Source organism: Leucobacter allii (genome assembly GCF_022919155.1).
GTDB lineage: Bacteria > Actinomycetota > Actinomycetes > Actinomycetales > Microbacteriaceae > Leucobacter > Leucobacter allii.
Genome location: NZ_CP095045.1, coordinates 2,404,054 through 2,425,089, shown reverse-complemented (window position 1 = coordinate 2,425,089; position 21,036 = coordinate 2,404,054). Strand labels below are relative to the sequence as shown.

At 72.9% G+C, this 21,036-nt stretch carries 19 protein-coding genes and 1 pseudogene; 11 read left to right on the top strand and 9 right to left on the bottom strand.

The features are described 5' to 3' along the window. Positions 1–4: 4 nt before the first annotated feature. Positions 5–376: a YbjQ family protein gene (locus MUN78_RS11270; RefSeq protein ID WP_244726494.1), complete on the top strand. Its 372-nt coding sequence runs from the start codon at positions 5–7 to the stop codon at positions 374–376. A gap of 18 nt (positions 377–394) precedes the next feature. Here MUN78_RS11270 and MUN78_RS11265 read toward each other — a convergent pair whose 3' ends face one another. From MUN78_RS11265 to MUN78_RS11255, 3 genes are read right to left on the bottom strand one after another with little or no spacing between them, the layout of a single operon-like run. Continuing rightward, a complete protein-coding gene (locus tag MUN78_RS11265; RefSeq protein WP_244726492.1) occupies positions 395–985 on the bottom strand; it encodes a histidine phosphatase family protein in 591 nt (196 codons plus the stop codon). 35 nt (positions 986–1,020) lie between these two features. Next, the gene (locus tag MUN78_RS11260) at positions 1,021–1,254 is read right to left on the bottom strand and encodes a helix-turn-helix domain-containing protein (RefSeq protein ID WP_244689974.1); all 234 of its coding nucleotides are present in this window, start codon (positions 1,252–1,254) and stop codon (positions 1,021–1,023) included. After that, positions 1,251–1,895, bottom strand: coding sequence for a hypothetical protein (locus tag MUN78_RS11255; protein ID WP_244726490.1), 645 nt, complete (start codon positions 1,893–1,895; stop codon positions 1,251–1,253). Before MUN78_RS11255 ends, MUN78_RS11260 begins: the two co-directional genes overlap by 4 nt. A 202-nt stretch (positions 1,896–2,097) precedes the next feature. Between MUN78_RS11255 and MUN78_RS11250 the strand changes: the two are divergent. From MUN78_RS11250 to MUN78_RS11230, 6 genes and pseudogenes are all read left to right on the top strand, one after another. After that, positions 2,098–4,178, top strand: a pseudogene (locus MUN78_RS11250) (ATP-dependent Clp protease ATP-binding subunit); the annotation flags it as partial. Next, positions 4,170–4,616 carry a hypothetical protein gene (locus tag MUN78_RS16815; protein WP_429952324.1) on the top strand — a complete coding sequence of 149 codons (447 nt, stop codon included), beginning with the start codon at positions 4,170–4,172 and terminating at the stop codon, positions 4,614–4,616. The pseudogene MUN78_RS11250 and the gene MUN78_RS16815, both read left to right, overlap by 9 nt. A gap of 178 nt (positions 4,617–4,794) precedes the next feature. Beyond that, on the top strand, positions 4,795–6,336 hold the full coding sequence (locus tag MUN78_RS11245; protein WP_244726489.1) for an MFS transporter: 1,542 nt from the start codon (positions 4,795–4,797) through the stop codon (positions 6,334–6,336). Between the two features lie 91 nt (positions 6,337–6,427). Continuing rightward, positions 6,428–6,946 carry an amino-acid N-acetyltransferase gene (locus tag MUN78_RS11240; RefSeq protein ID WP_244689967.1) on the top strand — a complete coding sequence of 173 codons (519 nt, stop codon included), beginning with the start codon at positions 6,428–6,430 and terminating at the stop codon, positions 6,944–6,946. Positions 6,947–6,972: 26 nt separating this feature from the next. Further along, positions 6,973–7,614: a hypothetical protein gene (locus MUN78_RS11235; RefSeq protein ID WP_244726487.1), complete on the top strand. Its 642-nt coding sequence runs from the start codon at positions 6,973–6,975 to the stop codon at positions 7,612–7,614. 103 nt (positions 7,615–7,717) lie between these two features. Further along, positions 7,718–7,909 (top strand): hypothetical protein, encoded by a 192-nt coding sequence (locus MUN78_RS11230; RefSeq protein WP_244689963.1) that lies wholly within the window; start codon positions 7,718–7,720, stop codon positions 7,907–7,909. Positions 7,910–7,949: 40 nt separating this feature from the next. Here MUN78_RS11230 and MUN78_RS11225 read toward each other — a convergent pair whose 3' ends face one another. Genes MUN78_RS11225 through MUN78_RS11205 form a run of 5 tightly spaced genes read right to left on the bottom strand, consistent with a single transcriptional unit; the run spans position 7,950 to position 14,244 of the window. After that, the gene (locus MUN78_RS11225) at positions 7,950–9,104 is read right to left on the bottom strand and encodes a peptidase C39 family protein (protein ID WP_244726485.1); all 1,155 of its coding nucleotides are present in this window, start codon (positions 9,102–9,104) and stop codon (positions 7,950–7,952) included. Next, positions 9,101–10,720 carry an ATP-binding cassette domain-containing protein gene (locus tag MUN78_RS11220; RefSeq protein ID WP_244726483.1) on the bottom strand — a complete coding sequence of 540 codons (1,620 nt, stop codon included), beginning with the start codon at positions 10,718–10,720 and terminating at the stop codon, positions 9,101–9,103. Before MUN78_RS11220 ends, MUN78_RS11225 begins: the two co-directional genes overlap by 4 nt. Further along, entirely contained in the window at positions 10,717–11,583 is an 867-nt protein-coding gene (locus MUN78_RS11215; RefSeq protein ID WP_244689957.1) for an ABC transporter permease, read from the bottom strand. Before MUN78_RS11215 ends, MUN78_RS11220 begins: the two co-directional genes overlap by 4 nt. Then, the gene (locus tag MUN78_RS11210) at positions 11,580–12,566 is read right to left on the bottom strand and encodes an ABC transporter permease (protein ID WP_244689955.1); all 987 of its coding nucleotides are present in this window, start codon (positions 12,564–12,566) and stop codon (positions 11,580–11,582) included. The genes MUN78_RS11215 and MUN78_RS11210 overlap by 4 nt, the downstream gene beginning before the upstream one ends. 55 nt (positions 12,567–12,621) lie before the next feature. Further along, a complete protein-coding gene (locus MUN78_RS11205) occupies positions 12,622–14,244 on the bottom strand; it encodes an ABC transporter substrate-binding protein (RefSeq protein WP_244726481.1) in 1,623 nt (540 codons plus the stop codon). Positions 14,245–14,555: 311 nt separating this feature from the next. Here MUN78_RS11205 and MUN78_RS11200 point away from each other — a divergent pair, with 311 nt between their 5' ends. Together MUN78_RS11200 and MUN78_RS11195 are read left to right on the top strand one after the other, a co-directional pair. After that, the gene (locus MUN78_RS11200) at positions 14,556–15,689 is read left to right on the top strand and encodes a MalY/PatB family protein (protein ID WP_244726479.1); all 1,134 of its coding nucleotides are present in this window, start codon (positions 14,556–14,558) and stop codon (positions 15,687–15,689) included. Between the two features lie 102 nt (positions 15,690–15,791). Then, positions 15,792–16,733 (top strand): LysR family transcriptional regulator, encoded by a 942-nt coding sequence (locus tag MUN78_RS11195; protein WP_244726477.1) that lies wholly within the window; start codon positions 15,792–15,794, stop codon positions 16,731–16,733. A 62-nt stretch (positions 16,734–16,795) separates the two neighbouring features. Here MUN78_RS11195 and MUN78_RS11190 read toward each other — a convergent pair whose 3' ends face one another. Continuing rightward, entirely contained in the window at positions 16,796–18,328 is a 1,533-nt protein-coding gene (locus MUN78_RS11190; RefSeq protein WP_244726476.1) for a PucR family transcriptional regulator, read from the bottom strand. Between the two features lie 148 nt (positions 18,329–18,476). Between MUN78_RS11190 and MUN78_RS11185 the strand changes: the two genes are divergently transcribed. Both MUN78_RS11185 and MUN78_RS11180 read left to right on the top strand, forming a co-directional pair. After that, positions 18,477–19,733 (top strand): CaiB/BaiF CoA transferase family protein, encoded by a 1,257-nt coding sequence (locus MUN78_RS11185; protein WP_244726474.1) that lies wholly within the window; start codon positions 18,477–18,479, stop codon positions 19,731–19,733. Positions 19,734–19,842: 109 nt separating this feature from the next. Beyond that, positions 19,843–21,006, top strand: a complete 1,164-nt coding sequence (locus MUN78_RS11180) for an acyl-CoA dehydrogenase family protein (RefSeq protein ID WP_244726472.1) — start codon at positions 19,843–19,845, stop codon at positions 21,004–21,006. Positions 21,007–21,036: the final 30 nt, after the last annotated feature.

Here is a 21,036-nt window from a genome sequence, read left to right as displayed (position 1 = left end):
GCTCATGTTTGTAGTGACGACGAATGACGTGCCCGGCTACCGCGTGACCCAGGTCCTCGGCGAGGTGATGGGGCTCACCGTGCGCTCCGCGAACTTCGGCCAGAACTTCACCGCCGGGTTCCGCTCCCTCGGCGGCGGCGAGATGCCCGAGTACACCAAGGTCATCTACGAGTCCCGCTGGGAGGTCATGAACCGCATGTGGGCGGAGGCGCAGGGGCGCGGCGCGAACGCCGTGATCGCGATGCGCTTCGATTCCGGCTCGATCGGCAGCTTCACGGAGTTCTGCGCCTACGGCACCGCCGTGGTCATCGAGCCCATCGGGCAGCAGGCCCCGCCGGCTCCGCAGCAGCCGGCCCCGCAGCAGCCCGCCCAGTAGCGCTCCTCGGGCGCCGGCTCAGACGGCGTGCTGCTCGGCGGGCGCGCCGATGCGGCTGATGCCGAGAGGGCTCCCCGGCGCCTCGGCGGAGAGCCGCCACGCCTCACCGTTCAGGATCCGCGGGGCCTCCGTGCCGCCGAGCGCCGTGAGCGCGGAGCGCATGAGCGCGCCGTGCGCCACGACGATCGAGCCGGGAGCCTCCCGCAGGATCCGGGCGAGGGCGCGGGATCCCCGTTCCGCGAGCGCCGCAGGGGTCTCGGCGCCGGGCACCTCGAGGCCCGGCCAGCGGGCGTGCGCCACGTCGACCCGCAGCCCCTCGGCGGCGCCGAAGTCCCGTTCGAGGAGCTCGGGGTCCACCCCGCCCGCGGCGAGGCCGAGCGCCTCTGCGATGATCCCGCCGGTGCGCACGGCGCGGCCGAGCGGCGAGGTGATCACCCCGGACCACGCGCCCAGGTCGCGGAGGAGCTCGGCGGCCTCGGCGGCCTGCGCGAGGCCGCGGGCGTTCAGCGGCACCTCGGTGCGGCCCTGGATCACGCGGCCGATGTTCCAGTCGGTCTCGCCGTGGCGGACGACGACGATCGATGCGGGGCGGGAGGCGGCTGCGGTCATGGGTCCACGGTAGCGGCCGCGGATGAGCGGCGCGCTCAGTCCGCCGCGAGCACGAGGAGCTCGCCGACCTCGCACTCCAGCGCCCGGCAGATCGCGGTAAGGGTGGAGAAGCGGATCGCCTTCGCGCGATCGTTCTTCAGGACGGAGAGGTTCACGACGCTCACGCCGACGCGCGCGCTGAGCTCGGTGAGGGTCAGACCGCGCGCCGCGAGGAGCTCGTCGAGTCGGCACCGGATCCCGTGCCCCTCCTCGGGCTCCGCGGGGCTCATACGAGGCCGTCCGCGTCGCGCCGGAACCGATCGCCGACGGCGAAGACCGAGGCGGCGAACGCCGCGACGAAGGTTCCGGCGATGAGGGTCTGCAGCTCGAGCCCCATCACGACATTGTCGAAGCCGCCGTCGGACAGCCGCGCGAAGGCGCCGTTGGCCACCATGTTGCCGAAGAACGGGGCGAGCGCCGCGCCGAAGACCCAGACGATCCCCGCCGCGGAGACGAGGCGGGTGTTGCGCCGGCTGAAGATGCGGCCGCGGACGAGCTCGCGGCACAGCAGCGTCAGCAGGATCACGACGGTCGCGGTCGCCGCGATCCCGACGGCGGCCTCGAGGACGCCGGCGGCCACCGAGGCGGCGGGCAGGGCGTCCACGTGCAGCTCCGCGCGGTCGAGCACGACCTCGACGGCGGCGCCGTCCGGGCCGATTGGAGCTGTCGCCGTCGTGCCGAGGAACTCCGCGGGGACGTCGACGCCCGAGTTGCGGAGCAGCTCGCCGATCCGGAGTACGCCCCTGACCGCCGTGGCGACGGCGACGACGCCGCCCGCGGCGACGAAGCACCACAGACCCCAGGCGTCGCCGCGGCTGAGCGCCGGCTCGCGTGCGGGTTCTCGTGCGGGTTCTCGTGCGGACGCTGACATGGTTCCTCCCCGGGGCCGGGCGGACCCGGCATATCGATGATCGTTATTATCGTTTATCGATACTATGACGCGTGCGGATCGGCGCTGTCAACCCCGCGTCACGCCAGCGGCGAACACGGCCCCGCGATCCGGCATCACCGCGTAGCCTGGATCCATCGGCCGGAGCCGCACCCCGAGCTGCCCCGACCCCAGGAGGTTACAGATGTTCGAGAGATTCACCGATCGCGCTCGCCGCGTTGTCGTCCTCGCCCAGGAAGAGGCGAAGATGCTCAACCACAACTACATCGGCACCGAGCACATCCTGCTCGGCCTCATCCACGAGGGCGAGGGGGTCGCCGCCAAGGCGCTCGAGCAGCTCGAGATCTCGCTCGACGCCGTGCGCGCGCAGGTGACCGACATCATCGGCACGGGTCAGCAGCCGCCGGCCGGCCACATCCCGTTCACCCCGCGCGCCAAGAAGGTGCTCGAGCTGAGCCTGCGCGAGGCGCTGCAGCTCGGTCACAACTACATCGGGACCGAGCACATCCTGCTCGGCCTCATCCGCGAGGGCGAGGGTGTCGCGGCGCAGGTGCTCGTGAAGCTCGGCGCCGACCTCAACCGCGTGCGGCAGACCGTCATCCAGCTCCTCTCCGGCTACCAGGCCGGCAAGGAGAGCGCGACGGTGGGCGCCCCCGACCAGTCCGGCGGCGACGCCAAGGGCTCGCAGGTGCTCGACCAGTTCGGCCGCAACCTCACCCAGGCCGCCCGCGAGGGCAAGCTCGACCCCGTGATCGGGCGCGAGAAGGAGGTCGAGCGGGTCATGCAGATCCTCTCGCGGCGCTCCAAGAACAACCCCGTGCTGATCGGTGAGCCGGGCGTCGGCAAGACCGCCGTCGTCGAGGGGCTCGCGCAGGCCATCGTCAAGGGCGAGGTCCCCGAGACGCTGAAGGACAAGCAGGTCTACATGCTCGACCTCGGCTCGATGATCGCGGGCAGCCGCTACCGCGGTGACTTCGAGGAGCGCCTGAAGAAGGTCACGAAGGAGATCCGCAATCGCGGCGACATCATCATCTTCATCGATGAGATCCACACCCTCGTCGGCGCGGGGGCTGCAGAGGGCGCGATCGACGCCGCCAACATCCTGAAGCCCATGCTCGCGCGCGGAGAGCTGCAGACCATCGGCGCCACGACGCTCGACGAGTACCGCAAGCACTTCGAGAAGGACGCCGCGCTCGAGCGCCGCTTCCAGTCGATCCAGGTTGCCGAGCCGTCGCTGCCGCACTCCATCAACATCCTCAAGGGGCTGCGCGACCGCTACGAGGCGCATCACAAGGTGTCCATCACGGACGGCGCCATCGTCGCCGCGGTGAACCTCGCGGACCGCTACGTGCAGGACCGTTTCCTGCCGGACAAGGCCATCGATCTGATCGACGAGGCCGGCGCCCGGCTGCGCCTGTCGATCCTGTCGAGCCCGCCCGAGCTGCGCGAGTTCGACGAGAAGATCGCCGTGGTGCGCGCCGACAAGGAGGCCGCGATCGAGGCGCAGGACTTCGAGAAGGCCGCGAACAAGCGCGACGAGGAGAAGAAGCTCATCGCCGAGCGGCTGCGGCTCGAGAAGCAGTGGCGCTCGGGCGACGTGGCGACGAACGCCGAGGTCGATGAGGGACTCATCGCCGAGGTGCTCGCGCAGGCCACCGGGATCCCCGTCTTCAAGCTCACCGAGGAGGAGACCAGCCGGCTCCGCTTCATGGAGGAGGCCCTGCACCAGCGCGTCATCGGCCAGAACGAGGCGATCTCCGCGCTCGCGAAGACGATCCGCCGGCAGCGCGCCGGCCTCAAGGACCCGAAGCGCCCCTCGGGCTCGTTCATCTTCGCCGGCCCCACGGGCGTCGGTAAGACCGAGCTCGCCAAGGCACTCGCGGAGTTCCTGTTCGATGACGAGGACGCCCTGATCTCGCTCGACATGTCCGAGTACGGCGAGAAGCACACGGTCTCCCGCCTCTTCGGCGCGCCCCCGGGTTCGTCGGCTTCGAGGAGGGCGGGCAGCTCACCGAGAAGGTGCGGCGCAAGCCCTTCTCCGTCGTGCTCTTCGACGAGATCGAGAAGGCGCACCCCGACATCTTCAACTCGCTGCTGCAGATCCTCGAGGAGGGGCGCCTCACCGATGGACAGGGCCGGGTGATCGACTTCAAGAACACCGTCATCATCATGACCACGAACCTCGGCTCGACCGCGATCGCCGGCGGCCCCGTCGGCTTCCAGCTCGAGGGGGACTCGCAGGTCGGCTACGAGTCGATGAAGGGCAAGGTCAACGAGGAGCTGAAGAAGCACTTCAAGCCCGAGTTCCTCAACCGCGTCGACGACACGATCGTGTTCCCGCAGCTCACGAAGCCCGAGCTGCTGCAGATCGTGGACCTCTTCGTGAAGCAGCTCAAGGACCGCCTCCTCGATCGCGACATGCGCATCGAGGTCTCGCCGGCGGCGCGCGAGCGCCTCGCCGAGGTCGGCTACGACCCGACGCTGGGCGCCCGGCCGCTGCGCCGCGCGATGCAGCGGGAGATCGAGGATCGCCTCTCGGAGCGGATCCTGAGCGCCGAGCTGCTCGCGGGCGACCTCGTGCGGGTCGACTTCGTGGACGGCCAGTTCACCTTCGTCACGGACCGCAGCGCGCAGAAGGCGCACGGCGAGACCTCGGCGTCGGCCGCGGCCGCGGTGGCGTCGACGGCCCCGACGAACGAGTAGCGCGCCGCGCGGGCAAGACGGGATCCGGCCGATGGCCGGGTCCCGTTTTTGCTAGAGTGGGTGATCTGTCCGCGCTCCGCGCGGGGTGGTCTTCCCGGTCGTCGCCTCCGCGCGGTACCGCAGGTCCGAGGCTTGAAACCTCCAGCACGACTCGACGTTGATGCCTGGAGGAGGCCTCATGACCCGTTCCCTCGACACCGCTCCCGAGACCGGGAGCATCCCGACCGCGGGAGCTCCCGCCGGATCCGCCGGATCCGCCGTGCCGTCGGCGCCGCGCCCGAGCGCGGGTGCGCCGTCCGCGCTCCGCCCGGCCGCGTCCGCTCGCCGCTGGTGGGCGCTCGCCGTGATCGCGCTCACCCAGCTCGTCGTCGTCCTCGACGGCACGATCGTGAACATCGCCCTGCCGCAGGCGCAGCGGGACCTCGGCCTCACCGACGCGGAGCGCCAGTGGGTGGTCACCGCCTATGCGCTCGTGTTCGGGGCGCTCCTCCTGCTCGGCGGACGGATCGCCGACGCCTGGGGCCGCAAGCGCGCCTTCATGGCGGGCATGATCGGCTTCGGCCTCGCGTCGCTCTACGGCGGCCTGGCGCAGAGCGCCGCCGAGCTCGTCATCGCCCGAGGGCTACAGGGGCTCTGCGCCGCGCTGCTCGCCCCCGCCGCGCTCGCCCTGCTCACCGTGACCTTCCCCTTCGGCCGCGAGCGCAACACCGCCTTCGCCGTCTACGGCGCGGTCGCGGGATCCGGCGCCGCGGTCGGCCTGCTGCTCGGCGGGCTGCTCACGGAGGTCGCCAGCTGGCGCTGGTGCCTGCTCGTGAACCTCGCGTTCGTCGCCGTGGCCGTGATCGTCGGCGCGTTCGTGCTCGTCGAGAGCCGTGGGCAGCGCGGCGCCGGACTCGATGCGTGGGGCGCGTTCACGGCCGTGCTCGGCTTCGGCGCCCTCGTCTACGGCTTCACGCTCGCCGAGGAGGGCTGGACGAGCGCCGGGACGATCGGCTGCCTCGTCGGCGGCGCGGTGCTGCTCGCGCTCTTCGTCTGGATCGAGTCGCGCGTCGCGCATCCGCTGCTGCCGCTGCGGATCGTCGCGCACCGCGTGCGGGCGGGCGCGTACCTCGTGCAGGCCGTCGTGGGCAGCGTGCTCATCGGTGCGACGCTCTACCTCACGCTGCACCTCCAGCTCGTGCTCGGCATGGCACCGCTCCATGCGGGGCTCGCCACCGTCGTCATGACCGTCTCCACGCTCCTCGTCGTCCCGGTGTTCACGCGGCTGCTGCCCGCGATCGGGCCGCGCCCGCTCATGGTGGCCGGACCCGTCGTCGCCGCGGCCGGGATGCTGTGGCTGAGCCGGATCACGGCGGACGGCGACTACCTCGCGCAGGTGCTGCCCGGGCTGATCCTGCTCGGCGCCGGGCTCGGAATGGTCTTCGTGCCGCTGCAGAATCTCGCGCTCATCGGCGTCGCGCCGCAGGATGCGGGCGCCGCCTCAGCGACGGTCAACGCCTCGATGCAGCTCGGCGGCTCCATCGGGCTGTCGCTCTTCGCTCTCGTGGCAGCCTCGCGGAGCGCGCAGGCCGCGACGACGGGCGCCTCCGATGCGGAGGCGCTGGCGAGCGGCTCCGGTGCGGTCTTCCTCGCGGCGGCGGGCGCGCTGCTCATCGCGGCGGTGATCGCCCTCGTCTGCATCCGCGGCGCGAAGTCGGAGCTGATGCCCGAGCACGCGTGAGCGTCGGGTGGGCGACGGGCCCGCGCGACCGAGGCGCGCGGGCGGGCGACCGGCGCGCGGAGCGACGCTCGCGAGGGCGTAGGCTGAGGGGATGAGCGAGCCCGTCGAGATCCGGATCCGCACCGCCCGAACGGGCGACGTGCCCCGCATGGTCGAGCTGATGGATCCGCTCGTGTCGCGCCGCATCCTCCTCGGCAAGGACCTGGTGGAGCTCTACGGCGCGGTGCCGGAGTTCCTCGTGGCCACGACTGCGGAGGACGTCGTCATCGGTTACGGTGCGGTGCACGTGATGTGGGAGCAGCTCGGCGAGGTGCGCACCCTCGGCGTCTCGGAGGAGTGGCTCGGCCGGGGCGTCGGGCACCGGCTCCTCGAGGCCCTCGAGGAACGGGCGCGCGCCCTCGGGCTCACGCAGCTGTTCTGCCTCACCTTCGAGACGGCGTTCTTCGGCCGCCACGGCTTCGACGAGGTGGGGGAAGACGCCGAGCTCGTCGCCGCCGACGTCTACGCGGAGCTGCTGCGCTCCAACGACGAGGGCGTCGCCGAGTTCCTCGACCTCGCCAGGGTGAAGCCGAACACGCTCGGCAACACGCGCATGCTGAAGCGGCTCTGAGCGCCGAACGGGGCTACGCTGACGCCATGTCGACGCTGCGGGATCCGGTGGGGCCGAAGGACCGGAAGGTGTACATCCGGCGGCGGATCGCGGTGCTCGCGGTCCTCCTCGCGATCGTCGCCGTCGTCGCGCTCGTGATCCTGCGCCCCGGGGGCGCCGACGGCGCCCCGACGGCCGCCGACGTGGAACTGCCGAGCGACATCGCCGGCAGCGGCGAGACGGCACCCGAGGCCGCCGAGGGGACCGCCGACGGCGCGGGCGGCGTGCCCGACTGCACGGCGGGGCAGCTGAAGGTCACGCCCATCACCGACAAGGGCGACTACGCCGCGGGCGAGACGCCGCAGCTGTCGCTGAGCGTCGAGAACACCGGCGAGGAGGCGTGCAGCGCCGATCTCGGCACCGCGGGCATGCAGTTCGCCGTGTCGAGCGGCGACGACGAGGTGTGGCGCTCCGCGGACTGCCAGGAGGACCCCGAGCATCTCGCCGTGATCGTCGACGCCGGAGAAGTGCTCGAGAGCGAGGCGATCGCCTGGGACCGCACGCGCTCGAGCCCCGAGACCTGCGACATCACGCGGGATCCCGTGACCGCCGAGGGCGCGTCCTATCACCTGCGCGTGACGGCCGCGCAGGTGCAGGGTACCGGCACCGCGCAGTTCCTCCTCTACTGAGGCGGACGCGGGTGCCGGGCGCGGAGCGCGCGGCGCCGCCCGCGGCACCCCGCCGACACCGTTTCGTCATCCCGGAAACGCGCTTGCGGGGGTACAGTGAAGCATGGACAGGAAATCTGCGCACACGAACGGCATCCGCGTTGAACTGACCCCGGGCACCGACGAGGCGGTCGCGGTCGACGAGCTCGTCGACGACTTCCTGCACGGCGACACCCGCGGCATGCTCCACGCCCTGCACGAGCCGCACCCGGAGGACGAGGTGGTCGTCGAGGCCCCGCCGGGCGCCGACGCCTGAGTCTCCGCGCGAGGGCCGAGGCGCCGGGGGCGCTGGGGCCTCAGCCCGCTGCGGGCGGGATGACCACGACACCGCGGTAGGCGGGATCGCCCCACCGCGTCACTCGATCGACCGTGTCGAAGGGCAGCGGCAGCGCATAGGTGTCCGCCCAGGTCTCCCCGGTCTCGGCGTTCACCCACGGATCGGCGACCACGATCGAGCCGTCGAGCACGTCGCACGCGAGCACCCAGTGCGGGGTGGGGTCGGCGATGAGCTCCGTGAGGTCGATCAGCAGGAGCACGAGGGCGCCGCCCGCGATGAGCTCGGCGATCTCGGACACCTCGATCCAGCGGCGCGAGACCTCGAGACCGAGCTCGCCCGCCTGGCGCAGCGACTCCTCCTGGAGCTCGACCCGCAGCGCGCGATCCCACTCCTCGCCGAAGTCCTCGACGAGCACGGGCCCCGCGGCGCTCAGCACCACCGCGGGGAGCGGCGCGGCCGGATCGGCGGCGCGCAGCTCCTTCGCGGTCTCCACCGCGAGGCCGATCGGCTCGCAGGCCGGCAGGTTCGTCGCGCGACGCCAGAAGCCGATCTCCGCCGCGCGGTTGCCCGCGAGGTCCTCGGGTTCGAACCGCTCCTCGCCGCGCACGCCGAGCGCCATGAGCGAGGAGACCGCCCCGCAGGTGACATCGGTCGTCTGCCCGTAGTACGGGGGCAGCGCGGGAGCGCGCCCGCCCCGCCACCAGGACCAGACCTCGACCTCCTCCGGAGCGCCCGAGCGGGTGCTCGGCACCGAGGGCACGGGCACTCGGGCCGGGACGAAGCCGAGGCGACCGAGCTCCGCGCGGCGCTCCTCCGGCAGCGCGCCGAAGGCGGCGCGGTGCTCGAAGTGCACGACGATCGGCTCCGGTCGCGACTCCGAGACGGCCGCGGCGTCGTCGCGAGCCGCGCGGACGAGCGCCGCCCACGTCGCGTCGTCCTCGGCGATCACATCGACGATCTTGCGGTAGGCGGCGAACGGCCGCCCGGCGGTCAGCGCGGCGCCGAGGAGCCCTCCGCCCGCGTCCCGCGCGAGGAGCGTGCGCGGGGCCCAGAGCGCCCGCTCGGTCTCCCACGAGGCGACGCGCGCGCCGCCGGCGAAGCCGCGCAGCGGCTCGGGGAATGCCGTGCCGGGCTCAGCGCCGAGCTCGATGCCTGCGGGCGGGGTGGGGGTCATCGGGGTTCCTCCTGTCTCGGTGCCGGCGCGTCCGCATTCGCGCGCCGGTCGATGCTATCGGCGCGCGCCGCGGCGACGAGCATCCGGGTGTAGTCGTGCTGCGGGGCCTCGAGCACCGCGGCGGTCGTGCCGCGCTCGACGATCTCGCCGTTGCGGAGCACCACCACCCGATCCGCCACGCGCGCGACGACCCCGAGGTCGTGCGTGATGAAGAGCATCGCGAGCCCGAGCTCGTCGCGGAGCCGGTGCAGCAGCGCGAGGATCTGCGCCTGGACCGACACGTCGAGCGCGGAGACGCTCTCGTCGCAGATCAGCACCGCGGGCGCGGGGGCCAGCGCGCGGGCGATCGCGACGCGCTGGCGCTGACCGCCCGAGAGCTGGGACGGGCGTCGGGAGGCGAAGCCGGGGTCGAGCTCGACGAGCTCGAGGAGCTCCGACACCGTCCGGCCGCCGCGTCCGCCCGCGCGGATCGCCTCGGCGAGCGACTGCCCGATCGTGAACGAGGGGTTCAGCGTCGAGTAGGGGTCCTGGAAGACGATCTGGATCTCGGTCGGTCGACGCCCGCGCCGTCCGGGTCCGAGTGTGCGGCCGGCGAGCGTCACGGAGCCGGCATCGGGCACTTCCAGACCGGCGATCGCACGGGCCAGAGTCGACTTGCCCGAACCGGATTCGCCGACGATCGCGACGACCTCGCCGGCGGCGACGTCGACCGAGGCGTCGGTCAGGGCCGGGGTGGCGCCGAAGGACTTCGACAGCCCCGCGGCGACGAGTAGCGGGGGACCGGGTGCCGTCCGGGAGGCGGACGAGGGGGAGTCGGAGATGGACGGGTTCGCCGCGATGAGCGCCCGGGTGTAGGGATGCTGCGCCGCCCGGAGCACGTCGGCGGTGGGCCCCTGCTCGACGATCTCGCCGCCGCGCATGACCATGACCCGATCCGCGCGACCCTCGACGATGCCGAGGTCGTGGCTGATGAGCATGAGGCAGAGGCGATGCGAGCCCTGCAGCGATCGCAGCAGATCGAGCACCTCGCCCTGCGTGCTCGCGTCGAGGGCCGTGGTCGGCTCGTCGGCGATGAGCAGGCGGGGCTCCGCAGCGAGCGCCGCGGCGATCGCGACGCGCTGCCGCATGCCGCCCGAGAGCTCCGACGGGTACTGCCCGGCGACGCGCTCGGGGAGCTGCACCTCGGCGAGCCGCCTGCCGACCTCCTCGCGGACGGCGCCGCGCGACGCGCGGACGCCGGTGGCGGCGAGGCGGGCCTCGACGGTCATCGCGATCTGCGCACCGCAGGTGATGACCGGGCTCAGGCTCGTGAACGGATCCTGCAGCAGCAGGGTCGCGAGCGGTCCCCGCACCCTCGCCCAGGCGTTCGCGGCGTCGCCGGCGAGATCGTAGTCGTGCCCGTCGATCTCCGCGCGGCCCGAGGCGGAGACGCCGCGGGGGAGGAGTCCGGTGATCGCCCGAGCCGTCATCGACTTGCCCGAGCCCGATTCGCCGATGACCGCGAGCATCTCGCCGGGGGCGATGGTGAGATCCAGCGGTGCGACGATCGCCCGTCCCCCGCCCGAGACGGTGAGGCCGGAGACGGTGACGCCCTCCCGGGCGGCCGAGACGTTCATTGCATCCCCCGTTCGCGGAGCCGTTCGCCGAGATGATCGCCGATGACGTTGATCGCCATCGCGACGAGGACGATGAGGATCGCGGGCACGAGCAGCATCGCCGGGTTGTCCCCGATGATGCCGCGACCGTCCGTGATCTGCCTGCCCCAGTCCGGCGTGCCCGGGGCCACGCCGATGCCCAGGAAGGACAGCGATGACAGCGTGACGAGGGCGATGGCCAGGTTGAGCATGAGATTCGTCATGATCAACGGCCAGACGTTGGGCACGATGTGCCGGTACATGATCCGAGCGGGGGAGAGGGAGAGCATCTGGGCCGCCTCGACGTAGGGGCGCGGTGCCTGCTCAGTGACGCCCGCTCGGATGATGCGGATGTCGGAGGGAGCGAAGAGCACGATGAGCATGCCGACGGTGACCCAGTAGCCGGCGCCGAAGATGCCGGCGACCACGAGCGCCACGAGCATCACCGGGAGCGAGAGCAGAATGTCGACGACGCGCCCCACGCCCCAGTCGACGCCGCCGCGCAGGTATCCGGCGAGCGTGCCGACGAGCACGGCGATGAGCATCGAGCCCGTCGCGATGACGACGGGGCCGGCGATCGCGGAACCGGTGCCGGCGAGTGTGAGGAGCAGCACGTCGCGGCCGAGCTCGTCGGTGCCGAGCGGATGACCGGGCGCACCGGGCGGGAGCAGGGCGTCGAGGATGCTCTGCTCCGTGGCGGCGCCGACGAGGAACGGCGAGGCGACCGCGCAGAGCGCGACCGCGCCGAGCAGCAGCCAGGAGGCGATGACGCTCGCGTCGCGGTGCCCGCCCCGGTGCCCGCGGATGCCGCCGGCGAGGACGATCTGACGGGTGCGGGCGCTCATGCGGCACGCTCCCTCGCCCGGACCCGCGGGTCGAGCGCGAGGTAGCTCAGATCCACGAGGATGGTGATCCCGGCGATCGCGGCGGCCACGAGCAGCGTGATCGCCTGGACGACCGGCAGGTCCTTGAAGAGCACCGCCTCCTCGAGCAGCTGGCCGATGCCGGGCAGCGCGAACACGGTCTCCACGATGATGGTGCCCCCGATGATGAACGTGAGGATGAGCCCGGCGCTCGTCACGATGGGGATGAGGGCCGCGCGCAGCGCGATGCCGCGCACGCGCCGTTCCGGGATGCCGCGCGCCCGGGCGAAGGTGATGGCGTCGCTCTCGAGCTCCCGCAGCACCGCGGCGCGCGTCATGCGCATGAGGATCGCCCCGATGCCGAGCGCGAGCACGAGGGCGGGGAGGAGGACGTGCCAGAGCGTGTCCAGGCCGCCGTCGCCCGCGCCGTAGGCGGGGAAGACCGGGATGAGGATCGAGAACACGGAGATCGCGAGGATGGCGAGCGCGAAGCTCGGCGCGGAGAGCCCGAACAGCGAGGCGGCGCTCACGGCGCGGTCGATCGCGCTGCCGTTGCGCGCCGCGCTCCAGATCCCGAGCGGGACCGCCGTGACGACCGCGAAGAGGAAGGCCAGCGCGATGAGCAGGACGGTCAGGGGGAGTCGCGCCCCGATCACCTCCGTCACGGGCTGCTGCAGTCGGATCGAGACCCCGAAGTCGCCGCGGAGCGCGCTGAGGAGCCAGTCGCCGTAGCGGACGAGGAACGGATCGTCGAGGCGGTACTGCGCGCGGATCGCCGCGATCGCATCGGGCGAGCTCGGACGATTGCCGAGGAGGTTCTTCACGAGATCGCCGGGCGCGAGGTAGAGCAGCGTGAAGGTGAGGAACGAGATCAGGAGCAGGATCACCAGCACGCCGGCGATCCGCAGAATCACCGTGCGCGCGGTGCGGCCGCCGCGTTCGGGCCGTCGGGTGCGTGGGGACACGGCACCGCCTTCCAGGCGTCGGGGGTGCGGCCGCTCGGCCGCACCCGATCGGGGACTATTCGGCTTCGGCCGCGAAGAGCTGGGCTCCCCAGGCGCCGGTGAAGGTGAACGGGCTGTAGTCGTGGACGCCGACCGTGTTGGAGAACGCGGTGACCGACTTCCCCCACCAGATCGGCGCGTTGACGACCTGCTCGGCGTTGAGCCGCTCGAGCTCGAGGAGCTTCGCGGCCCGCTCCGCCGGATCGGAGAGCGCGTTCGCCTCGGTGATGAGGGCCGCGGCCTCCTCGCTCTCGAAGCCGTTCGGGTTGTCCGGGCCGACGAGGTAGCTGCTCACCTCGGCGGGATCGCCGGTCGTCGAGAAGTACCACATGAAACCGATGCCGTGCTCGCCGTCGCCGATCGTCGCGAGCCACTCCTCGATGGGGACCTCGCGCACCGACACGTCCATGCCGATCTCGTTGAGGTTCTCGGCGATGGCCTGCGCGGCGATGCCGATCTGCGGGCCGGTGTTCGGGTAGGTGATCTCCGTGGAGAGCCCCTCGGCCTCCGTGCCCGCGAGGAGCGCCCGCGCCGACTCGAGATCGAAGTCGTGCTGCGGCACCTCCTCCGCCAGCACGCGACGCGCCTCGTCCCCGTCGTAGGCCGCGGCGAGCGACTCCGGCGTCATGATGGCGGTCGCAGCCTCGCCGTAGCCGCGCAGCAGCTTCTCGGCGATCGCGGCGCGGTCGATGCTCTGCGCGATCGCGGTGCGCACGTCGACGTCGTCGAACGGCGGCACGCGCTGATCGAAGAGCAGCCCGACGTAGGAGAGGTCGTTCATCGACTCGACGCGCATGCCCGCGATCGCCCCCCAGTCCTCGGCCTGATTGATGGGCACGTTGAACGCGATGTCGACGTCGCCCTTCTGCGCCGCGGCGAGGCGCGTGCTCGCATCGGGGATGAAGTTCACGCGGATGGACTTCGCCGGGGGCAGCTCGCCCCACCAGGTGTCGACCCGCTCGAGCGTGACGTGCGAGTCCGGTTGGAACTCCGTCACCCGGTACGGTCCGGTCCCCATGAGCAACGAGCTGCTCGTGCCGACCGCGCCGTCGTGCTCCTCCCAGAACGCCTGCTGGGTGACGACGAGCGCGCCGGTGTTCGAGAGGCTCGTGAGGAACGTCGCGTCGGGGGTCGTGCTCGTGACGGTCACCTCGTGCTCACCGGTGACCTCCGCCGAGGCGAGGTTCGCGAGGTAGTAGGAGATGCCGGGGGACGCCTCGGCGTCGGCGGCGCGCTCGAGACTGAAGACCACGTCCTGCGGCGTGACCGGGTCGCCGTTCTGGAAGGCCGCGTCCTCGCGCAGGGCGAAGACGTACGTCGTCTCGTCCGGCGTCTCCCACGATTCCGCGAGCGCCGGGACGACCTTGCCCTCGGCGTCCTGGGCGACGAGGCCCTCCTGCACGGTCGCGGCGAGGTTGTAGTTGAGGATCCCGCTCTCCTGACCGATGTAGAGATTCGCGAGCGATCCGGGGAAGGCCACCGTGACCTCCTCGATCTCCGCGCCGGTGTCGACGAGCTCGACGTCCTCGGCGGGCGGGGCGGCGGAGCCGCCGGCGCAGCCGACGAGGGCGAGCGCCGCGGTGAGGAGCGCCGCCGCGCCGATGCGGCGCAGGGGGGTGCGCTGGGGTGTGGCTTGCATGGGTGATCTGCTCCTTCGCGGTTCGGCGCAGCGTCGCGCGACGCCCTCGGCATCGAGGGATCCGCCGTCGACGGTTGCTTCTGGGGCCACATTAGTACAGTCGCGGATCGCGCGAGACGCGCCGAGGCGCCCCTCCGCGGCCCTCCGCGGAATGCCGGGGGACCGGCGGCGACGCCCCCCAAGCAGAACGCATATCACCCCAGCCGAAACGGGCAGCTGGGCGGGCGGCGACCGGCATACGATGAGCCGGGTACCGGGTGGCGCATCCCCCGGACGGGACGCCCAGCCAGCCCAGCCAGTGAGAGGACGGCATGTCGACGAGCCTGCACACGTCGGATCGAGCGATCGGTCGCGCGATCGCCGAGATGGATTTCGGGAGACCCGAGGCGGTGACCCGCGCCCTCGCCGACGCGCTCGCGGAGGGGGAGCTCGGCTACCTCTCCGCAGCGCACATCGCGCGGATGCAGGACGCCGTCGGAGCCTGGCTCGAGACCGAGTACGGCTGGACCCCGCCGCCGGCCGCGATCCGACCGGTGTCCGATCTGGTCGCGGGCTTCCGCGCCGTGCTCACCCACTTCGTGCCCGAGGGCGAGCCGATCATCGTGCCCACCCCGGCGTACATGCCCTTCGTGTCGGTGCCGCAGCTCATCGGGCGCCCCGTCATCGAGGTGCCCATGATCCGGGAGGCCGCGGGGTGGCGCTACGATCTCGACGGCCTGCGCGCCGCATTCGGCCGCGGCGCGCGGCTGCTCGTGCTCTGCAACCCGCACAACCCGATCGGGAAGGTGGCGGACGGGGCCGAGCTGGCGGAGCTCGAACGACTCGTCGACGAGTGCGGCGGCATGGTCTTCGCCGACGAGATCCACGCGCCGATCATGCTCGGCGACGAGCCGCACCTCGTCTACGCGGCGCGCTCGCCGCGGGCCGCGGCGCACACCATCACCGCGACGTCGGCGAGCAAGGCCTTCAACATTCCCGGCGCGAAGTGCGGTCAGCTCGTCTTCACGAATCCCGAGCACCTCGAACGCTGGCAGCGGGTGGGGCACTGGTACGAGCACCAGACCTCGGCGCTCGGCGTCGTGGCGACCGAGGCCGCCTACGGACGCGGGCGCGAGTGGCTCGCGGAGACGCTCGCGGTGCTGCGCGAGGGGATCGCCGTGGCGACATCGCTGCTGGGCGAGGGGGAGCTGCACGGCGGGCCGCGGGTCGTTCCGCCGCGCGCCACCTATCTGCTCTGGTGCGATCTCCGCGGCACCGCGCTCGACCCGGCCGGAGCGTCGGCCGCCGCGCTCGTGCGGCGCCGTGCGGGGCTCATCGTGACCGACGGCGCCGAATGCGGTGCCGCCGGCGAGGGGTGCGTGCGCTTCAACGCCGCGCTGCCCCTGCCGGAGCTGCGCGCGGCGATGGAGCGGCTCCTCCGTGCGGCCGCGCCGACGTGCGACTAGGCTCGTCGGCATGCAGGGGCTGATACGGATCGCGGCGGCGCGGCACGCGCCGGCCCGCTCCCGGCGGGCGCCGCGTCGCGCGGGGGCGGGATCCGCACGCGCATGAGCGCCGAGATCGATCCGCGCGCGCTGATGTCGTTCCGCGCGGTCGCCGAGCACGGCTCCTTCGCCGCCGCCGCGCGCGAACTCGGCTGGACGCAGCCGGCGCTCAGCGGGCAGGTCCGCCGCCTCGAGGAGGGACTCGGCGCGGCGCTCGTCGTGCGCACCGTGAAGGGCGTGCGCCTCACCGACGCGGGCACGCGGCTGCTGCACTACGCGGAGCTCATCGACGGCCACCTCGCCCGCGCGGCCCGGGACGTCGCGGGGATCGTGGCGGGGGAAGCCCGGACGGTCCGCGTCGTCGCCTTCCCCTCGGCGTGCACGAGCATCGTCGCCCCGGCCATGTCCGAGCTCCTCGCCCGCCCCGGCGGGGCCCCGGGTACGACCATCGACCTCGAGCAGCAGGAGCCGACCTCGGTGCCCGAGCTGCTGCGCCGCGGTGCGGCGGACGTCGCGCTCGTCTTCCGCCACGACGCGCAGGAGCTCCGAGGGGCCGAGGAGGAGTTCGCCTCGACCGAGATCGGCTGGGACCCGCTGCAGCTCATCGTCTCCGCCCGGCGCGGCGATGCGCGGGCGCAGCGCACCAGGCGGATGGCGCATCATGCGGGCGACCGCTGGGTCGCCGGCTGCCCGAGCTGCCGGCAGCACTTCCTGCGCATCGCCGAGCGCGAGGGCTTCGCACCCGACATCCGCCACTCCACCGACGACTACATGGTCGTGCAGGAGCTCGTGGCCCGCGACATGTGCGTGTCCGTGGTGCCGCGGCTGAGCCTCGTCAGCTACCGCCATCCCGGCATCCGGGCGTACGGGCTCGAGGAGGGCGACGGCCGACGGCTCATGATCCTCACCGCGCGCGATGAATCCCGCGCCGAGGTGCGGGCGGTCGTGGCGGCGCTGCAGCGATCCGCCGCTCGAGTGCTGGACCCGGAGCCGGGCGAGGGCTGAGGCGCGAGGGTCCGCGTGCGGGGGACGGCGCGTGTCGGCTCGCGCGCCGGCTCGCGCGCACTTCAGCCGCCGATCTCCTCGAGCCGGAGCGCGAACCAGAGCTCGGCCCGGTCGTCCGGATCCGCGAGGGAGCGCCCGGTCAGGCGCTCGATGCGCGCGAGGCGGTCGCGGAGGGTGTTGCGATGGATGCCGAGCGCCTGCGCGGCGGGACCGCGCTGCCCGTCCGAGCGGAAGATGCGGCCGAGGGTCTCGCGGAGCATCGTCCGTTCGGAGGCGTCCAGCTCCGCGACGTGCGCCGAGAGCGGTCCGAGCACCCGGGCGGTCAGCGGGCGGGGCGCCTTCGCCGCCTCGCGCTCCGTCGCGCGGTGCGCCGCGGAGCGGGTGCCGGCCGCGGGGACGCCGTCCGTCGCGAGGAGCGCCTCGAGCAGCGGCGCGTCGCGATCCGCCCACACCGCCTCGGGGACGCGCGGCGCCGTGTACAGCGGCGCGGTCGGCGAGAGGGAACGCAGCCGGGACGCGGCCGAGCGCCGGCTCAGCGGGGCCTCGGCGAGCGTCGCCGGGCGGCCGACGACCGCGTCGAGGTCGTGCAGCGCCGCGGTCTCGAGCGCGCGCGCGAGTGCCGCCTCATCGTCTGCGACGAGCTGCCAGGCTCGGGCGAGGCCCGGGGTGTCCGGGGCGTCGCCCGGGGCGATGAGCCGCTCCAGGCCTCCGCGCGGGCGGCGGCGCCAGGCCGCGAGATCCTCCGCCCCGCCCTGGACCGCGATCGCGCGCACGCGTCCGGGCAGCTCGGCGCCGGGCGCGAGCACGGAGACGGCCGCCGGGGGCAGCTCGCCGGAGAGGAGCCCGGCGGCGAGCCGTTCCCAGCGCTCCCGTTCGCGCGCGGTCGCCGCGTGGTCGCCGCGCAGCTCGAGCCCGAGCACCATCGCCCCGGCCGTGAGCACAGCGCGGCCCTCGGGCGCGAGCGGCTCGGATCCCGCGATCGCGAGGTGCAGCGTCCCCTCTCGGTCGAGCGCGATGCGCTCCGCCTCGCCGGATGCCTGCGCGGCTGCGAAGCCCGCGGTGCTCGCGAGCGCGCGCCCGTCCCCGGCGATCAGCGCGAGATGCCGGCCGGTGGCCTGGGCGATGCTCGCCAGGATCTCCGCGGGGGAGCGCTCGTCCCGAGCGCCGTCGAGCAGCCGCTGCTGCGCCTGGATCGCGGAGCGCGCGGAGCGCAGCTCGTCCGCCTGGAGCAGACGGGCGATCGCCTTGCTGACCGCGATGAAGGGCGTCGGGGGCGGGACCTCGAAGAGGGCGACGCGGTAGGAGCTCGCGGCGAGGACGAGGCCGGGGGGCACCCGGTCGTGATTCACCCCGACGCCGAAGCCGATCGCGGCGACCCTGGCGCGGCTGAGCGCCGCCACGAAGTCGCGCCAGCGAGGATCGTCGAAGGCCAGGGCGAGGCCCGTGGTGAGGATGATCTCACCGCCCTCGAGATGCGCGCTGAGATCGAGCAGCTCGGTCGTCGAGCTCCAGCTCATCTCCGGGTCGCCGGGCCCCGATTGGAGGAGGCGCAGCCCGAGTGCGGGAACGGCGAGGAGCTGGGAGAGGGTGGCCACGCTGCAATTCTTGCACAGGCGAAGTCTGCCTGGGTATGCAAGAAGGCGGCGGTCGCGCGCCTCGGGCTCCGTAGACTGGCGACATGGCCGGCCGGGTGCCGGCCGCCGGCGCGCGCCGGCCCACGAGCAGCGACGATGGAGGAGCAGGGTGCGAAGGAACGACGTGCCGCAGGATCCGGGCACCGGGCGGGACGGACCCGCCGCCGGGGCGTCGGCCGATACGGGTGCCGCCCGGGTCGGCGCACTCGCCGGGATCCGCGTCGCCGATTTCTCGCGCGTGCTGGCGGGGCCGCACGCCACGATGATCCTCGCCGATCTCGGCGCCGACGTCATCAAGATCGAGAGCCCGGAGGGCGACGGCACCCGGCAGTGGCGGCCGCCCGTGAATGCGGCGGGGCAGAGCACCTATTTCGCCGGGGTCAACCGCGGCAAGCGCTCGGTGGTCTGCGACCTGCGCGATCCCGAGGGCCTCGCGCGCGCCCGGGAGCTCGCCCGCACGGCCGACGTCGTGATCGAGAACTTCAAGCCGGGAACCATGGAGCGCTTCGGCCTCGGGTACGCGGAGCTCGCGGCGGACAACCCGGGCGTCGTGTACTGCTCGATCTCGGGCTTCGGCGACGCGGCGGGGCGCGACCTCCCGGGCTACGACCTGCTCGTGCAGGCCGTCGGCGGCCTCATGAGCATCACGGGGCAGTCCGACGCGGCCGGCGGGGAGCCGACGAAGGTCGGTGTGGCGCTCGTCGACATCCTCACGGGCCTGAACTCGGTGATCGGGATCCAGGCCGCGCTGCGCGCGCGCGACACCGCCGGGTCCCCGGTCGCCGGACGCGGCCAGCACGTGAAGGTGACCCTGCTCGGCTCGCTGCTCTCCGCCCTCGCCAATCAGGCCTCCTCCACGCTCGAGACCGGCGTCGCTCCCGGCCGCATGGGCAACGCCCACCCCTCGATCGCCCCGTACGAGACCCTCGCCGCGGCGGATCAGCCGATCGCGCTCGCGGTCGGCACCGACGGGCAGTTCGCGCGCCTGTGCGGCGTCCTCGGCATCCCCGAGCTCGCCGATGACGAGCGCTTCCGCACGAATCCGCAGCGCGTCGCGCACCGGGAGGCGCTCCGCGCGGCGCTGCAGGAGGCGCTCCGCGCCCGCGATGCGGCCGACTGGATCGCGGCGCTCACCGCCGCGAACATCCCCGCCGGGCGGGTGAACACGATCGCGCAGGCATTCGAGCTCGCCGAGTCCCTGGGGCTCGAGCCCGTCGCCGAGACCGCGGCGCTCGGCCCGGACGGCGCGACGCACGCGGTCCGCTCGGTCGCGCTGCCCGTGTCCCTGTCCGAGACGCCCGCGCGCTACGAGACCCCGCCGCCCGGTATCGGCGAGCACCAGGACGCCGCCTGGCTGCCGCGCTGAACCAGCCGCCCCGATCCCGCGACTCCGCCAGCCGACACTTCCGCCTTCCGCCAGCCGACACTTCCGCCTTCCGCCTTCCGCCTTCCGCCTTCCGCCCGAGAGGATCCCCATGACCACCACCATCGACCAGCTGTTCGACGTCGCCGACTTCGTCACCGAGGAGGAGCGCGAGTGGCAGCTCAAGGCGCGCGACTTCGCCCAGACGCGGATCCGCCCGATCATCGACCAGGCCTTCGAGGACCGCAGGCTGCCGGTCGAGCTGCTCCCCGAGGTCGGCGAATTCGGCGCCTTCGGCATGTACCTCGAGGGATACGGCCTGAAGGGCGCCTCGTCGGTCGCCTACGGCCTCGTCGCCATGGAGTTCGAGGCCGTCGACTCCGGGTTCCGCACCGCCCTGTCGGTGCAGGGCTCGCTCGCGATGGGCGCCATCTACAAGTTCGGCTCCGAGGAGCAGAAGCAGCGCTGGCTGCCCGCGATGGGCCGGGGCGAGGCGATCGGCTTCTTCGGCCTCACCGAGCCGCAGGGGGGCTCGGACCCGAACACGATGCTCACGACGGCACGGCGCGAGGGCGACGAGTGGGTGCTCAACGGCCGGAAGCGGTGGATCGGGCTCGCCACGATCGCCGCGGTCGGGGTGATCTGGGCGAAGGACGAGGAGGGGATCGTGCGCGGCTTCGTCGTGCCGACCGACACTCCGGGCTTCCAGGCGACCGCGATCGAGAACAAGCTCTCGATGCGCGCCTCGCTCCAGACGGAGATCGTGCTCGACGAGGTGCGCCTGCCGGCCGACGCGATCCTGCCGGGTTCGAAGGGGCTGTCCTCGCCCTTCAAGTGTCTGAACGAGGCCCGTTACGGCATCGCGTGGGGCGTCATGGGCGCCGCGCGCTCCTGCCTCGAGGCGGCGGTCGAGCGCTCGCAGTCGCGCGAGGTGTTCGGCGCGCCGATCGGCTCCAAGCAGATCATCCAGGCGAAGCTCGCCGACATGTTCCTCGAGTACGAGAAGGGGCTGCTGCTCGCCCTGCACCTCGGGCGCCTCAAGGACGCCGGCACGCTGCCGCACGCCCAGATCTCCGTGGGCAAGCTCAACAACGTCCGGGAGGCCATCAAGATCGCCGGCACCTGCCGCTCGATCCTCGGCGGCGACGGCATCACCTCCGACTTCCCGGTGATGCGCCACATGGCGAACCTGGAGTCGGTGCGCACCTACGAGGGCACGGACGAGGTGCACCAGCTGGTCATCGGGCGAGAGCTCACCGGCATCGCGGCCTTCTAGGCGACCGCGACCCGGACCGCGAGGCCCCCT

Bases quoted from the DNA above. Each gene is read 5' to 3' on its own strand.
- MUN78_RS11265 (WP_244726492.1), bottom strand. From the start codon at position 985: ATGACCGCAGCCGCCTCCCGCCCCGCATCGATCGTCGTCGTCCGCCAC.
- MUN78_RS11230 (WP_244689963.1), top strand. From the start codon at position 7,718: ATGGACAGGAAATCTGCGCACACGAACGGCATCCGCGTTGAACTGACC.
- MUN78_RS11180 (WP_244726472.1), top strand. From the start codon at position 19,843: ATGACCACCACCATCGACCAGCTGTTCGACGTCGCCGACTTCGTCACC.
- MUN78_RS11215 (WP_244689957.1), bottom strand. From the start codon at position 11,583: ATGAGCGCCCGCACCCGTCAGATCGTCCTCGCCGGCGGCATCCGCGGG.
- MUN78_RS11270 (WP_244726494.1), top strand. From the start codon at position 5: ATGTTTGTAGTGACGACGAATGACGTGCCCGGCTACCGCGTGACCCAG.
- MUN78_RS16815 (WP_429952324.1), top strand. From the start codon at position 4,170: ATGAAGGGCAAGGTCAACGAGGAGCTGAAGAAGCACTTCAAGCCCGAG.
- MUN78_RS11260 (WP_244689974.1), bottom strand. From the start codon at position 1,254: ATGAGCCCCGCGGAGCCCGAGGAGGGGCACGGGATCCGGTGCCGACTC.
- MUN78_RS11195 (WP_244726477.1), top strand. From the start codon at position 15,792: ATGAGCGCCGAGATCGATCCGCGCGCGCTGATGTCGTTCCGCGCGGTC.
- MUN78_RS11240 (WP_244689967.1), top strand. From the start codon at position 6,428: ATGAGCGAGCCCGTCGAGATCCGGATCCGCACCGCCCGAACGGGCGAC.
- MUN78_RS11235 (WP_244726487.1), top strand. From the start codon at position 6,973: ATGTCGACGCTGCGGGATCCGGTGGGGCCGAAGGACCGGAAGGTGTAC.
- MUN78_RS11205 (WP_244726481.1), bottom strand. From the start codon at position 14,244: ATGCAAGCCACACCCCAGCGCACCCCCCTGCGCCGCATCGGCGCGGCG.
- MUN78_RS11245 (WP_244726489.1), top strand. From the start codon at position 4,795: ATGACCCGTTCCCTCGACACCGCTCCCGAGACCGGGAGCATCCCGACC.
- MUN78_RS11220 (WP_244726483.1), bottom strand. From the start codon at position 10,720: ATGAACGTCTCGGCCGCCCGGGAGGGCGTCACCGTCTCCGGCCTCACC.
- MUN78_RS11225 (WP_244726485.1), bottom strand. From the start codon at position 9,104: ATGACCCCCACCCCGCCCGCAGGCATCGAGCTCGGCGCTGAGCCCGGC.
- MUN78_RS11255 (WP_244726490.1), bottom strand. From the start codon at position 1,895: ATGTCAGCGTCCGCACGAGAACCCGCACGAGAACCCGCACGCGAGCCG.
- MUN78_RS11200 (WP_244726479.1), top strand. From the start codon at position 14,556: ATGTCGACGAGCCTGCACACGTCGGATCGAGCGATCGGTCGCGCGATC.